The organism is Hydrogenophaga sp. (assembly GCF_019635465.1).
Taxonomy (GTDB): Bacteria; Pseudomonadota; Gammaproteobacteria; order Burkholderiales; family Burkholderiaceae_C; genus Hydrogenophaga.
This window is the reverse complement of the sequence record NZ_JAHBZK010000001.1, coordinates 240907-252985: the sequence shown is the minus strand read 5'-3', so window position 1 is coordinate 252985 and position 12079 is coordinate 240907. Positions and strand designations below refer to the sequence as shown.

Here is a 12079-nt window from a genome sequence, read left to right as displayed (position 1 = left end):
TGGGATGGCGGACATTTCGCCCGCCGTATGAAGAACGGGTCCCGGGGCCTTAAGCTCCCGGCCCATGAAAGCCTATCGCGCGCGCCTGCTGCGGTTTGACGACAACACCGGCGCTCCCCTCTACGACGAAGATGGCCTGCTGGTGGTCGGGCCGGATGCCAACGGGCGCGCGGTGGTGCGCGCAGTCGGTGCCTATGGCGCGCTCGCCGAGCGCTTCGCGGGCGTGGCCATCGAGCATCTGCCGGGCCGCCTGATCGCGCCCGGCTTCATCGACCTGCACGTGCACTACCCGCAAACCGAGATGATCGGCTCGCCCGCCGACGGTTTGCTCCCCTGGCTCGAGCACTACACCTTTCCACAGGAGACGCGCTTTGCCGACCCCGCGCACGCGCGCCAGGTGGCCGAGGTGTTCTTCGACGAACTGATGCGCCACGGCGTGACGACGGCGCTCACCTTTGCCACCTCGCACCCGGCCTCGGTGGATGCCGCCTTCGAGGCCGCCCGCGAGCGCCGCCTGCGCTTCGTCACCGGCAAGGTGCTGCAGGACCGCCACAGCCCCGACGGCGTTCGCGATGAGACCGGGCAGAGTCTGGCCGACACCGAGGCACTGATCCGGCGCTGGCACGGCGTCGATCGCCTGGGATATGCCATCACGCCGCGCTTTGCGCCCACCAGCACGCCGGCCCAGCTGCGCGGTGCGGGTGAGCTGGCGGCGCGCTTTCCCGATGTGTGGATCCAGTCGCACGTGGCCGAAAACCGCGACGAGGTGCGTTGGGTGGCCGAGCTGTTTCCCGACAGCCGCAGCTACCTGGGCGTGTACGAGGACTTCGGCCTGCTGCGCGAGCGCGCGGTGTACGCGCATTGCATCCACCTTGACGACACCGATCGCCTGCTGATGGCCGAGCGCGGTGCGGCCGCCGCAATCAGCCCGACCAGCAACCTGTTTCTGGGCAGCGGCTTTTTCGACTACGACGGCGCGCGCCGCACCGGTCTGCGCCATGGCCTGGCCAGTGACGTCGGCGGCGGCACCAGCTTCTCGCCGTTTGCCACCATGCTGGCGGCCTATGGTGTGGCGCGCGAGGGTGCGACCAAGCCTGGGCTCACGCTGCAGCCGTCCAACCTGTGGTGGCAGCACACGGCCGGCGCGGCACAGGCCATGGGCCTGGGTGGCGTGGTGGGCAACCTCACGCCGGGGCACGAGGCCGACTTCGTGGTGCTTGACCCCGCGGCCACGCCGCTGCTGGCGCGCCGCACCGCGCAGGCCGAGACGCTGGAGGAGTTTCTCTTCGCGCTGATCGTGCTGGGCGATGATCGCGCGGTGATTCGCACCGTGGTGGACGGTCGCTGACACTCCTGTGCCAGTGGCTCAGTTGTAGGTCAGCGCCCGCGCCTTGCCCCAGAACACGCGGTACATGTAGATCGTGTAGATCACGATCACCGGCAAGGTGATGGCCACGCCGATCAGGATCACGTTGAGTGAAGACGTGGCGGCAGCGGCCTGCCACACCGTCAGGCGGCCGATCACGATGTTCGGGAAGATGCTGTAGGCCAGGCCGAAGAAGGCAAGCACGAAGATCAGCACCGTGTTCACGAATACCAGCCAGCCGTAGCCGGCGGCCACCACGGTCGGGCGGGTGACCACCCAGCGCACCGCGAAGAACGCGGCGGCGCACACCAGCGGCACCGGCAGCAGGGCAAACAGCTGCGGCACGCCGAACCACTTCTCAAACACCTCGGCGTTGACGAGCGGGGTGGCCAGCGAGATGGCAGCCAGCCCGACGCCCATAGGCCACCACACCCGTCGCGCCCAGTGCACCGCACGCGCCTGCAACTCGCCGTCGGTTTTCATGATGAGCCAGCCCGCGCCCAGCAGCACGTAGGCCGCAGGCAGCGTGAGCGCAATGCCCAGGCTGAAGAGCAGGCCCAGGCCGCCGTTGTCGAAACCGGTGATGTAGCTGCCCAGCATCCACCCCTGCGCCATGGTGGCCACCAGCGAACCGCCAAAGAACGCTCCGTTCCAGAACGGCTTGTAGGGCAGGGGCGCCTTGACGCGGAAGTCGAAGGCCACACCGCGCAGGATCAGGCCGATCAGCATGACGGCCACCGGCAGGTACAGCGCCTGCAGCACCATGCCGTGCGCCTTGGGGAACGCCACCAGCAGCACGCCCACACCCAGCACCAGCCAGGTTTCGTTGGCGTCCCAGAAGGGCCCGATGCTGCTGATCATGGTGTCTTTCTGCTCGTCGGTGCCCAGGGGCAGCAACAGGCCGACGCCCAGGTCGTAGCCATCGAGCACCACGTAAGCCAGCAAGGCCAGGCCCATCACGGCCATGAAGAGCAGGGGGAGGAATTCGGCCCAGGTCATGTGCTTCTCCTGTGGTCAGACGCCGGCCTTGCCGAGTTCGCCCGAAGGCGCTTCGGGTGCGGGCTTGATCGGGTGCTCGGCCATGTGCTTGAGCACACCCACGTAGGTGATCAGCAGCAGGCCGTAGACGATGAGGTAGGCCATGAGCGTGATGGCCACGTAGGGCGGTGCCAGCGTGGTCGCCACATCGGCCGTGTGCAGTTGCCCATAGACGATGTAGGGCTGACGGCCGATCTCAGTCACGTACCAGCCCGAGAGCGTGGCCACCCAGCCCGAGAAGGCCATGGCGGTGAGCGCCCACAGCGTGGGACGCGGCAGCCGGGTGGTGGAGTCGCGTCGCTGTGGCCACAGCTTCCAGGCGCTCCACAGGGCCACCAGCAGCATCAGCGAGCCCACGCCCACCATCACCCGAAAGGCCCAGAACACCGGGGCCACCGGCGGGTGCGCGTTGGGGAAGTCGGCGATGCCCTTGAGCTCACCGTCCCATTCGTGCGTGAGGATGAGGCTGCCCAGCTTGGGCACCTTGACCGCCATGTGCGTGGTGCCGGCCGCTTCGTCGGGGAAGCCGAACAGCGTGAGCGGCGCGCCCTTCTCTGTCTCCCAGATGCCCTCGATGGCGGCGATCTTGGCGGGCTGGTGGTGCAAGGTGTTCAGGCCGTGCAGGTCGCCCACGAAGATCTGCACCGGCGCGGCGATCACCGCGGCGAACACGGCGGCGCGCATGGCGCGGTGGGTGCCGGCGGTGGCCGTGCCCTTGAGGAGTTGCCAGGCGCTCAGGCCCGCGATCAGGAACGAGGCCGTGAGCGTCGAGGCCAGCAGCTTGTGCGCCAGCCGGTACGGGAACGAGGGGTTGAAGACGATGGCCAGCCAGTCCACCGGCATGAACTCGCCGTTGACGATCTCGAAGCCGGCGGGCGTCTGCATCCAGGAGTTGAGACTCAGGATCCAGAACGCCGACAGGGTGGTGCCCAGCGCCACCAGCGAGGTGGCAATCAGGTGCACGCGCTCGCTCACCCGCCCGCGCCCGAACAGCATGATGCCGAGGAAGCTCGCCTCCAGAAAGAACGCAGTGAGCACTTCGTAGCCCAGCAGCGGGCCCGAGATGTTGCCGGTCTTCTCCATGAAGCCGGGCCAGTTGGTCCCGAACTGAAAGCTCATCACGATGCCCGACACCACCCCCAGCGCGAAGGTCAGTGCGAACACCTTGGTCCAGAAGTAATAGGCCTCTTCCCAGGCCGGGTCGCGCGTCTTCACATAGCGGATGCGAAAGAACAGCAGGAACCAGCACAGCGCGATGGTGATGGTGGGGAACAGGATGTGAAAGCTCACGTTGGCGGCGAACTGCAAGCGCGAGAGCAACAGGGTGTCGAGGTCCATGGGAAATGTCCTGATGGGAAAGCCAGTGACGTTCAGGCGGCCTTGTCGGCGCGCGCGGCGGGCGACTTGCCGGTGAGCCGGTCCTTGAGTTCGAGCACACGCGTGACCTTCGCACCCATTCCCATGAGTTGCAAGGCCGTCTCGGGGGCGAGCTTTTGCACGTCGTCGAACCAGGTCATGAGCCGGTCGATGAGGTCGTGCATTTCCTTCATGCGTTGCTGCGCGTGGCGTTCGGCGTCGGTGCCGGGGGACTGCAGCAGCGCGGTGCGCAACATGCTCAGCGTGGGTTCGATCTCGCGGCGGCGCCGCTCCTCGGCCAGCACGCGAAAGATCTCCCACACGTCCTGCGGGGCTTCGAAGAACTCGCGCCGGTCGCCGCTGAAATGGCGCAGCCGCACCAGGCGCCAGGCTTGCAGCTCCTTCAGACCCATGCTCACGTTGGAACGCGAGAAGGCCAGGGCCTCGGCGATCTGGTCGGCGCACAGCGGCTCGGGCGACAGGTAGAGCAGGGCATAGATCTGCCCCACGGTGCGGTTGATGCCCCAGCGGCTGCCCATTTCGCCGAAGTGGGCGATGAACTCGCGGTTGAGGGGCGGAAGTTCGTCCTGCAAGGTCATGGCGTGGAGAGGATGGTGTCGCGACGGCCTGAATTTTCAGTAATTTCTGAAATTCCAGGAGGATGTAGGGGTTATTCACCCCCCATCGGTGGTCGCCTGGTCAGCAGCCTGGCACCAGGACGGTCACACAATGCGCCCTGGTTTGTCGATCAACAGGGGGTTGGGCATGTTTCCTTGGTTGTGGATCTGGGCGCCGCAGTGGCGGCTGCCCCTCAGTGGCGACGTGGCGCAGGACATCGAGCCGGTGTTCAATGCGTTCTTCAAGGGCATCAAGCCCGAGGCCGGCAATGGCCGCATCGAGGCCAAGGCCATGGACGTGGCGTCCTACGGGCGCCAGCTCGGGCTGCTCACCGACCTGTTGGTGGACCTGGCCGAGCGCACGCTGCCTGCGTCCGGTCGCGACGACGCGACCCTGCAGGAGATCAAGCGCATCCGCGCCGAGATCGAAGCCATCAAGCAGACCGAGTACGCCGCGCAGGACGAGGCGCTGGTTGCGCAGGTGCGCGCCGTGCGCGCGCGGGGCGGTCAGCGGGCCGCCCGTTTGAGCAAGCGATTGGCTGCGCCCGCAGCGGGTGGGCGGTGAGCGGGGCAGCGGGGCGTCCCGCCTTCGCGGTCTTCATTGCCACCAGCCTGGACGGGTTCATCGCACGCGCCGATGGGCGCATCGACTGGCTCGAGGCGGCCAACGCCTCGGTGCCGGCGGGCGAAGACTGCGGCTACGCAGCGTTCATGGGGTCGGTCGACGCGCTGCTGATGGGCCGCAAAACCTTCGACACCGTGCGCGGCTTTGCCGACTGGCCGTATGGCGACAAGCCGGTGGTGGTGCTCAGCCGCAGCCTGCGGGTCTTGCCGGAAGGGCTGCCGCCGTCGGTGTCACTGATGGCGGGCGATCCCCGAGAGGTCGCCGCACAACTCGCGGCCAGGGGACACCAGCGCGTCTATCTGGATGGTGGCGAGACGATCCAGGCGTTCGTTGCGGCGGGCTTGGTGGACGAATTTGTCGTCACGCGCGTGCCGGTGTTGATCGGCGAAGGGCGCCCACTGTTCTCCGCTCTGCCGAAGGACCAGTTCTGGCAGCACGCCGACACCCGCAGCTGGCCGTTCGGCTTCGTGCAAAGCCGCTACCTGGCGCAGCGCTGAGCCAGTCGCTCAGGCCGCCATCAGCAACTGCGGTACGCCACCGGGACCGGCCACGCGGTGCGTGTGCACCCGCCACACCGCCTCCACCCGTTCGCTGGTGAGCACCTCGGCCGGTGTGCCGCTGGCGCGCACGCGGCCTTCGTCGAGTACCCAGCAGCGGTCGGCGTAGCGCAGCGCGAGGTTGAGGTCGTGCAGCACCAGCAGCACGCCCACGCCCTGCGTGTGGGCCCAGTCGCGCAGCGCCGACAGGGTGGCGTGCTGGTGTTGCAGGTCGAGCGCGGCGGTGGGTTCGTCCAGCAGCAACCAGCGCGACAGCCTGTCGGGGCCGGCGCGCCAGACCTGCGCCAGGCAGCGCGCGATCTGCACACGCGCGCGTTCGCCGCCGCTGAGCTGGCGAATGCGCCGGGGCAGCAGGTGCAGCACCGAGAGTTGTTGCAAGGCCTCGCGCACGATGGCTGCTTCGTCGGACTCGGGTGCGTGGCGGTGCGGGTAGCGGCCGAGTTCGACCACCTCCTGCACGCTGAAATCGAAGGCGGGCACCAGGTCTTGTGGCAGGTAGGCGCGGTGGCGCGCAAAGCCGGCGGCGGTGGCGGGCGTGAGTGCGCGGCCATGCAGCCACACCGCGCCGTCGTCGGGCGCGCGCAGGCCGCCCAGCACGCCCAGCAGGGTGGACTTGCCGGCGCCATTGGGTCCGAGGATGACGCCCAGCTCACCGGCGTTGAGTGCGAAGTCCACACCATCGAGTACGGCGCGCCGTCCGTGGCGCACGCGCAGACCTTGGGCGCACAGACCCTGCGCGCTCAGACCTTGCACGTTCAACGCGGTGTCGGGCAGGCGCGCGTTCACAGCGACCTCGCGTGCGCGCCGCGCAGCAGCGCCAGGAAGAAGGGCACGCCGACCAGGGCGGTGATCACGCCCAGGGGCAGTTCGGCCGGCGCCAGCACCGTGCGCGCAAAGGCGTCGGCCAGCAGCACCAGCGCTGCGCCCAGCAGGGCCGAGCCGGGCAGCACCCAACGGTGATCGGGGCCGGCCAGCAGGCGCACGATGTGGGGCGCCACCAGCCCGATGAAACCGATGATGCCGGTGGTGGCGGTGATGGCGCCGACGGCGAGCGCGGTCACCCCCACGCACAGGCGCTTGAGCCGTTCCACCGGCACACCCAGCATGACGGCTTGTGCTTCACCCAGCGCCAGTGCATTGAGCGCGCGCGCCTGGCGCAGGCCGATGAGCAGGGCCGCCACGGTGAGGCCGCTCACCAGCAGCACCGCGCTCCAGCGCGCGCCGCCCAGGCTGCCCAGCAGCCAGAACTGCAGGTTGCGCAGTTGCTCGTCGGTGGCCAGAAAGTTCAGCAGCCCCAGCCCGGCGCCGGCCAGGGCGTTGACGGCGATGCCGGCCAGCAGCATCAGACCCACCCGGGTGCCGCCCTCGCTGATGGACAGCGCATAGATCAGCGCCGACACGCCCAGGCCGCCCGCAAACGCCATGGCCACCAATGGCCAGCTGCCCAGCGCGCGCGGCAGATCCGGGAACCAGGTGGCGCCGAGCACGATGGTGGCGCCCGCGGCCAGCGCCGCGCCGCTGCTCACGCCGATCAGGCCGGGGTCGGCCAGCGGGTTGCGAAACAGGCCCTGCATCAGTGCGCCGGCCAGGCCCAGGCCGGCACCGGCGGCCACGCCCAGCACCAGGCGCGGCAGGCGGATGTTGAAGAACACCAGTTCGGCGCCGCTGCGTGGGTCGGTGCTGGCGTTGAAGGCGCTGGCAAGCACCGCAGGCAAGTCGCGCAGCGGCAGGCCGTACGCACCCTGGCCGCTGGCCCACAGCAGGCTCAACAGCAGTGCGAAGCCGAGTGCGGCCAGTACCCAGGGGCCGCGCTGTGCGGGCCGCGCGATGCGACCGATCCACGGTTGCACCAGCGTGTTCATGCGGCGCGCCGATGGGCCGATGGCTGCGCGGGCCGGTGCGATGCCGGCTGCCGCTCGCACAAGTGCAGGGTGTGGCCATCGGCGTCGTGCAGCAGGCTGGTCCACGCGCCCCAGGTCTGCCAGCGCGGCAGGCTCAGGCCCCGCAGACCTTCGACCAGGCCCCAGAGGTTGTGCACGGCAATGCGGTGCGCGCTGGCGCGAAAGTGGCGGTCCCAGGGCGTGGAGCGCTCGAAGCGGGCCGGTGGCGCTGCGCTGGCCATCAGGCAGAGCGCGAAGCGCGCGTCGGGCACGCCGTCGGCGCCGAGCCAGGCCACCACACCGTCGATGTGCTGGCGACAGTGCAGGCCAACACGCTCGCGGTAGAAGGCGATGGCGCGCCGCAGGTCGGGTGTGGTGAGCACGGGCATGGGCGTCATGCGCGCACCAGCCTGTCGTGCAACTCACCCACCACCGCCGGCAGTCGCGGGCCAAAGCCCAGCAGTGCCAGTGCGTCGATGGTGACCAGCGACCGGCCGCTGGCGCGTGCCTGCCAGGCCGGGGTGAGCGCGAGTTCGGGGCGTTGCCAGAACACGGCGGTGCCGCCCATGGCCTCGATGCTCTGGCTGCTGGTGAGGATCACGTCGGGCGCGGCGGCGGCCATGGCTTCGGCCGTCATCGGCCGGTAACCCTTGAAGCCCGAGAGCGCGTTGTGCGCGCCGGCCAGGCTGATCATGGCGTGGGCGGCGGTGGCTTCACCCGACACCGTGGGACTGCCGCTGTGCGCCAGCACGAACAGCACGCGCGGCGGCTTGCCGCTGAACGCGCGCACGCGGGCCTGGGTGGCGTCCCATTGCGCATCGAGCCGCGCCATCAAGGCGCGCGCCGCATCGACGCGACCGGTGGCCTGGCCCACGGCGCGCAGCTTGTGCTGTACCTCGGCCCAGTCGTGGCTGGCCGGGATCAGCGATACCGCCACGCCGGCCGAGCGCAGCTGATCGAGTACCACCGGCGGACCGGCGTCGCCCGCGGCGACCACGGCGTCGGGCCGCAGGCTGAGCAGGCCTTCGGCCGACAGCTGTCGCATGTAGCCGACCTTGGGTGTGGACAGCGCGGCGGGCGGGTACAGGCTGGTGGTGTCGGTGCCCACGAGCTGGGCCTGCGCACCGAGCGCGTAGACCACTTCGGTGATGCCGCCGCCGACGGTGACCAGGCGTGGCGCTGGTGTCTGCGCGCGTGCGATGGGCCAGGCGCTGGCGGCGGCGGCGCCCAGCAGTGCGCGGCGCGAGACGGAGAGGCGACTGAGCATGACCAATCCTTCAGGCGGTGGCACCGGCGTCGACCGTGGGCAGGTGCGCCAGGATGTCGCGCCAAGCGACCAGCTCGGGCTGGCCGGGCTTGCGCGCGCCAAAGAACATGGCCATGAGTTCGCCCTGTTCATCGAAGGCTTCGAGCGAGGTCACCACGCCGTCGCTGGTGGGCTTTTCGACCACCCAGACCTCGTCGACCCTGTCCTCGCGCAGGTGCAGGTTGAAGCCGGGGTCGAGCACGTTGAGCCAGGTCTTGCCCTGCACTTCCATCGGCTCCACCCGCTTGACCGCACCGGTGTGGATCTGGATGCAGCCCGGGCTGCCGACGAACACCATGATGGGCGTGCCGTCGAAGGCGGCCTCCATCAGCGTCTCGCGCAGCGCGGTGCGATCGACCCGGCGCGTGTAGCGGCCCTCGACCAGGCGAAAGCTCTGGCGGCGCTCGACGCCGAACTGGCGCAGCAGCGGGAAGAACTGGTGGGTGTCGGTCATGGCCGACCAGGCGTCGCCGAAGGCCGCGGCGTCGACCGACACGGGGGCCTTGATGGCCGCGGGTGCGGCGGGTTCGAAGGCGACGGTCACCCTCTCGTCGCTCCAGTCGCGCAGCACCTGTGCCCACGCGGCGCGGTCCGTGGCCTCGCGCACGAAGATCTTGTGCACGGCGGTGCCGTGTTTGTCGAAGAACTGCAGGCTGGGCAGGGCCTCGGCGCTGGCGTTCTGTGCCCGCTCGGTGATGACCAGGCCCGCGTGCCACTGGTGAAAGAACAGACGCAGGTCGATGTCCTCGCCCAGCGCCAGGCCGATGGGCCCTTCGCCCGAGAGCTGGCGGTAGACGCCGGTCTTCTCGTGCACCACGTGCTCGTTGCGCGTGAGGGCCAGCAAGGGCCCGCAGGGTTCGAGAGACTTGAGCAGCGCCAGCCATTCGCGTTTGAGCGGCGTGGCGCGAACGAGGGCGTCGTTGTCGGCGCCGATGTAGGCCGCCAGCGCGGCGCCTTCGCTCTGGCCGATGGCGGCGGCTGCGTCGCGAGCGCGCAGACCGCGCGCGCGGGCGGCTTCGTAGTCGTGGCGGATCTGTTCGGGGCTCATGGGGTGGCTCTCCAGTTCAAACGGTTCAGAAGTCGGTGACCAGCGCCACCGAGAAGCTGCGCCCGGGCGCGGTAAACGCGTCCAACGTGGTGAGGTTGCTGGCCACGCCTTGCACGTTGCCCCACACCCAGTACTTGCGGTCGGTGACGTTGTGGATGGCCGCGCTCAGGCGGGTGGCCGGCGTGATGCGCCAGCTCGCGCGCAGGTCCAGCGTGGTCCACGAGGGCGTGGCGTACTGCTGCGCGGTGTTGCTGAAGTCGATGTCGTCGCGGTCCTTGGCGGCGCTGTGCGTGACGGTGGCGCCCAGCGTCCAGTCGGCCACGCGGTGTTCGATGCCGGCCACCAGCTTCGCCGGGTTGACCGAGTTGATTGGCTGGTCGAGCACGGTGTCGCGGCCGCGGGTCTGGCCGTAGGCAAGCTTGAGCGTGGTCGCTGGCGAGAGCGCCCATTGGCCTTCGAGCTCGAAGCCGCTGAGCGTGACGCGGTTGCGGTTGATCGACTGGTACTGCAGCGGACTGGCCGCGGTGCCCGAGCCACCGATCTGCACGTTGTCTTCGATGAAGTTCTTGTAGCGGCCGGTGAAGGCGGTGGCCAGCCACTTGAAGCCACTGTGCTCGCCGCGCGCACCCAGCTCCAGCGAGCGGCTGGTCTCGGGCTTGAGGTTAGGGTTGGGGATGGTCTCGTAGTAGAAGAACGGCCCGGTGATGTTCTGGAAGTTGTTGTTGACCTGCAGCGGACTGGGCGCCTTGAAGCCGGCGGCCGCGTTGGCGAACAGTTGCCACTGCGGCTGTGCGCGGAAGATCAGGCCGAGCTTGGGCGAGAGCGCGCTGTCGGACAGGTTGGCCGGCGTTTGCGGGTACAGGCTGTCGGCCTTGGCGTCGAGCGAGAAGCGGTCGTAGCGCAGGGCCGGCACGATGCTCCAGCGATCGCTCACGAACTCGCTCTGCACGAACAGGGCGGCGGTGGTCTCGCGGGTGTCGGGAAAGCGCTTGAGCGGGTAGGTCTCGCCCGAAGGCGCGCCCAGGCCCGTGAGCAGGTTGTTCAGGTCGGCGACCGACACGTCGACGCCGTAGATCAGCGTGTTGGCCCAGTCCTTGCCGATGGCGCGCGTGCGCTCGGCCTGCAGCACGCCTTGCCACAAGGTCTCTTTGTAGGTGACGTCGCGCACGCGTTCGGTGGGTGCGGTGGTGCGCAGCTCGTGCGTCACCTCGCGCGATTCGGAGCGCTGCAGGCCGAGTGTGGCGCGCAGCGAATCGGCCCAGCCGCTGCCGAGCGCAAAGCGGCCGTCCCAGCTGGCGCGGGTGCGCTGCATGTCGGTGGTGCCGTCGAGGTCGAGCGTGCCGGTGGCGGTGGTGGTGCGCGCGCTCAACGCCTCGACCTCGGACGACTTGTCCACGTGCTCGAGGGTGAAGGTGTGGGTCTGGCCGCCGCCGGGCGTGAAGATGGCCTTGGCCAGGGCCGAGACGTCGCGGTCTTTTTGCGGGTTGGGCGTGGTGCGCGTGCTGTTCGGCGCGTCGACCGTGCCCTGGTTGTCCAGCGCCCTGGCGCGCCCGGTCTGCAGGCTGCCCAGCCACTGCCAGCGGTCGCTGGCGATGCCGGCCAGCGTGACGCCGGCGCCCATGCTGTGGTCTTCGCTGTCGGCGTGCACGCCCACGCGGCCGCCGAAGGTCTGGCCCGGCTTGAGCAGGTCGGATGGGTTGGTCGTGTACATCGAGACCATGCCGGCCAGGCCGTCCGAGCCATACAGGGCCGAGGCCGAACCGCGCAGGATCTCCACACGCGAGATCAGGCCGAGGTCGTAGTAATCGCGCCCGAAGGCCGCGGCACCGAGCACGCCGTTGCTGAGCTCGCGCGGCATGCGGATGCCATCCATCGTGAGCAGCACTCGGTTGCCTTGCAGGCCGCGGATGTTGAAGCCGGCGTTGCCGTCGCGGCCGGTGCTGCCCTGCACGGCGCCAAAGCGCTGCGGCGCGCGTTTGACTTCCACGTTGGGCAGTTCCCGAACCAGCTCGCGGATGTCCTGGGCACGGGTGGGATCGAGCGCGTCGCCTTCGATCACGTCGATGCGGGCGGGCACTTCGTCGAGGGCGCGCTCGCTGCGAGAGCCGGAGATCACCACCGGCTGCAATGTGGTGGCCGCCGCCACCTGGCGGGTGTCGGCGCTTGGGGGCGTCTGGGCCCAGGTGGTGGTGGCCAGCAGGCTGCAGGCCAGGGCCACAGGGCGGAGCGGAAATGCGAAAGCGAAAGCGAAAGTAGGTCGGGCGGTCACGAGATCACCTGGTGTGG

12 protein-coding genes are annotated in these 12079 nt (G+C 69.3%); 3 read left to right on the top strand and 9 right to left on the bottom strand.

Translation table 11 applies throughout. The features are described 5' to 3' along the window. The first annotated feature begins 64 nt into the window (after window positions 1-64). Window positions 65-1348: a guanine deaminase gene (gene guaD / locus KF871_RS01305; RefSeq protein ID WP_291137149.1), complete on the top strand. Its 1284-nt coding sequence runs from the start codon at window positions 65-67 to the stop codon at window positions 1346-1348. Window positions 1349-1366: 18 nt separating this feature from the next. On the opposite strand, the gene KF871_RS01300 is transcribed toward guaD, so the two are convergent. Genes KF871_RS01300 through KF871_RS01290 form a run of 3 tightly spaced genes read right to left on the bottom strand, consistent with a single transcriptional unit; the run spans window position 1367 to window position 4359 of the window. Beyond that, on the bottom strand, window positions 1367-2365 hold the full coding sequence (locus KF871_RS01300; protein WP_291137146.1) for a cytochrome d ubiquinol oxidase subunit II: 999 nt from the start codon (window positions 2363-2365) through the stop codon (window positions 1367-1369). A gap of 15 nt (window positions 2366-2380) precedes the next feature. Next, window positions 2381-3742 carry a cytochrome ubiquinol oxidase subunit I gene (locus tag KF871_RS01295; RefSeq protein ID WP_291137143.1) on the bottom strand — a complete coding sequence of 454 codons (1362 nt, stop codon included), beginning with the start codon at window positions 3740-3742 and terminating at the stop codon, window positions 2381-2383. Between the two features lie 32 nt (window positions 3743-3774). Further along, window positions 3775-4359 carry a GbsR/MarR family transcriptional regulator gene (locus KF871_RS01290; RefSeq protein ID WP_291137140.1) on the bottom strand — a complete coding sequence of 195 codons (585 nt, stop codon included), beginning with the start codon at window positions 4357-4359 and terminating at the stop codon, window positions 3775-3777. 166 nt (window positions 4360-4525) lie between these two features. Here KF871_RS01290 and KF871_RS01285 point away from each other — a divergent pair, with 166 nt between their 5' ends. Together KF871_RS01285 and KF871_RS01280 are read left to right on the top strand one after the other, a co-directional pair. Continuing rightward, a complete protein-coding gene (locus tag KF871_RS01285; RefSeq protein ID WP_291137137.1) occupies window positions 4526-4942 on the top strand; it encodes a hypothetical protein in 417 nt (138 codons plus the stop codon). Beyond that, window positions 4939-5499: a dihydrofolate reductase family protein gene (locus KF871_RS01280; RefSeq protein ID WP_291137134.1), complete on the top strand. Its 561-nt coding sequence runs from the start codon at window positions 4939-4941 to the stop codon at window positions 5497-5499. The genes KF871_RS01285 and KF871_RS01280 overlap by 4 nt, the downstream gene beginning before the upstream one ends. A gap of 9 nt (window positions 5500-5508) precedes the next feature. Here the strand turns inward: KF871_RS01280 and KF871_RS01275 are convergent, their stop codons facing one another. From KF871_RS01275 to KF871_RS01250, 6 genes are read right to left on the bottom strand one after another with little or no spacing between them, the layout of a single operon-like run. After that, the gene (locus KF871_RS01275) at window positions 5509-6345 is read right to left on the bottom strand and encodes a heme ABC transporter ATP-binding protein (RefSeq protein ID WP_291137131.1); all 837 of its coding nucleotides are present in this window, start codon (window positions 6343-6345) and stop codon (window positions 5509-5511) included. Continuing rightward, the gene (locus KF871_RS01270) at window positions 6342-7421 is read right to left on the bottom strand and encodes an iron ABC transporter permease (RefSeq protein WP_291137128.1); all 1080 of its coding nucleotides are present in this window, start codon (window positions 7419-7421) and stop codon (window positions 6342-6344) included. Before KF871_RS01270 ends, KF871_RS01275 begins: the two co-directional genes overlap by 4 nt. After that, a complete protein-coding gene (locus KF871_RS01265) occupies window positions 7418-7837 on the bottom strand; it encodes a hypothetical protein (RefSeq protein WP_291137126.1) in 420 nt (139 codons plus the stop codon). The genes KF871_RS01270 and KF871_RS01265 overlap by 4 nt, the downstream gene beginning before the upstream one ends. Further along, window positions 7834-8706 (bottom strand): hemin ABC transporter substrate-binding protein, encoded by an 873-nt coding sequence (locus tag KF871_RS01260; RefSeq protein ID WP_291137124.1) that lies wholly within the window; start codon window positions 8704-8706, stop codon window positions 7834-7836. The genes KF871_RS01265 and KF871_RS01260 overlap by 4 nt, the downstream gene beginning before the upstream one ends. A 10-nt stretch (window positions 8707-8716) precedes the next feature. Continuing rightward, on the bottom strand, window positions 8717-9793 hold the full coding sequence (locus tag KF871_RS01255) for a ChuX/HutX family heme-like substrate-binding protein (RefSeq protein ID WP_291137121.1): 1077 nt from the start codon (window positions 9791-9793) through the stop codon (window positions 8717-8719). A 25-nt stretch (window positions 9794-9818) separates the two neighbouring features. After that, window positions 9819-12011 carry a TonB-dependent hemoglobin/transferrin/lactoferrin family receptor gene (locus KF871_RS01250; RefSeq protein ID WP_291137118.1) on the bottom strand — a complete coding sequence of 731 codons (2193 nt, stop codon included), beginning with the start codon at window positions 12009-12011 and terminating at the stop codon, window positions 9819-9821. Window positions 12012-12079: the final 68 nt, after the last annotated feature.

What these genes read in the sequence shown, in the direction of transcription:
- guaD (WP_291137149.1), top strand. Translation starts at nt 65, where the DNA reads ATGAAAGCCTATCGCGCGCGCCTGCTGCGGTTTGACGACAACACCGGC.
- KF871_RS01300 (WP_291137146.1), bottom strand. Translation starts at nt 2,365, where the DNA reads ATGACCTGGGCCGAATTCCTCCCCCTGCTCTTCATGGCCGTGATGGGC.
- KF871_RS01295 (WP_291137143.1), bottom strand. Translation starts at nt 3,742, where the DNA reads ATGGACCTCGACACCCTGTTGCTCTCGCGCTTGCAGTTCGCCGCCAAC.
- KF871_RS01290 (WP_291137140.1), bottom strand. Translation starts at nt 4,359, where the DNA reads ATGACCTTGCAGGACGAACTTCCGCCCCTCAACCGCGAGTTCATCGCC.
- KF871_RS01285 (WP_291137137.1), top strand. Translation starts at nt 4,526, where the DNA reads ATGTTTCCTTGGTTGTGGATCTGGGCGCCGCAGTGGCGGCTGCCCCTC.
- KF871_RS01270 (WP_291137128.1), bottom strand. Translation starts at nt 7,421, where the DNA reads ATGAACACGCTGGTGCAACCGTGGATCGGTCGCATCGCGCGGCCCGCA.
- KF871_RS01265 (WP_291137126.1), bottom strand. Translation starts at nt 7,837, where the DNA reads ATGACGCCCATGCCCGTGCTCACCACACCCGACCTGCGGCGCGCCATC.
- KF871_RS01260 (WP_291137124.1), bottom strand. Translation starts at nt 8,706, where the DNA reads ATGCTCAGTCGCCTCTCCGTCTCGCGCCGCGCACTGCTGGGCGCCGCC.
- KF871_RS01255 (WP_291137121.1), bottom strand. Translation starts at nt 9,793, where the DNA reads ATGAGCCCCGAACAGATCCGCCACGACTACGAAGCCGCCCGCGCGCGC.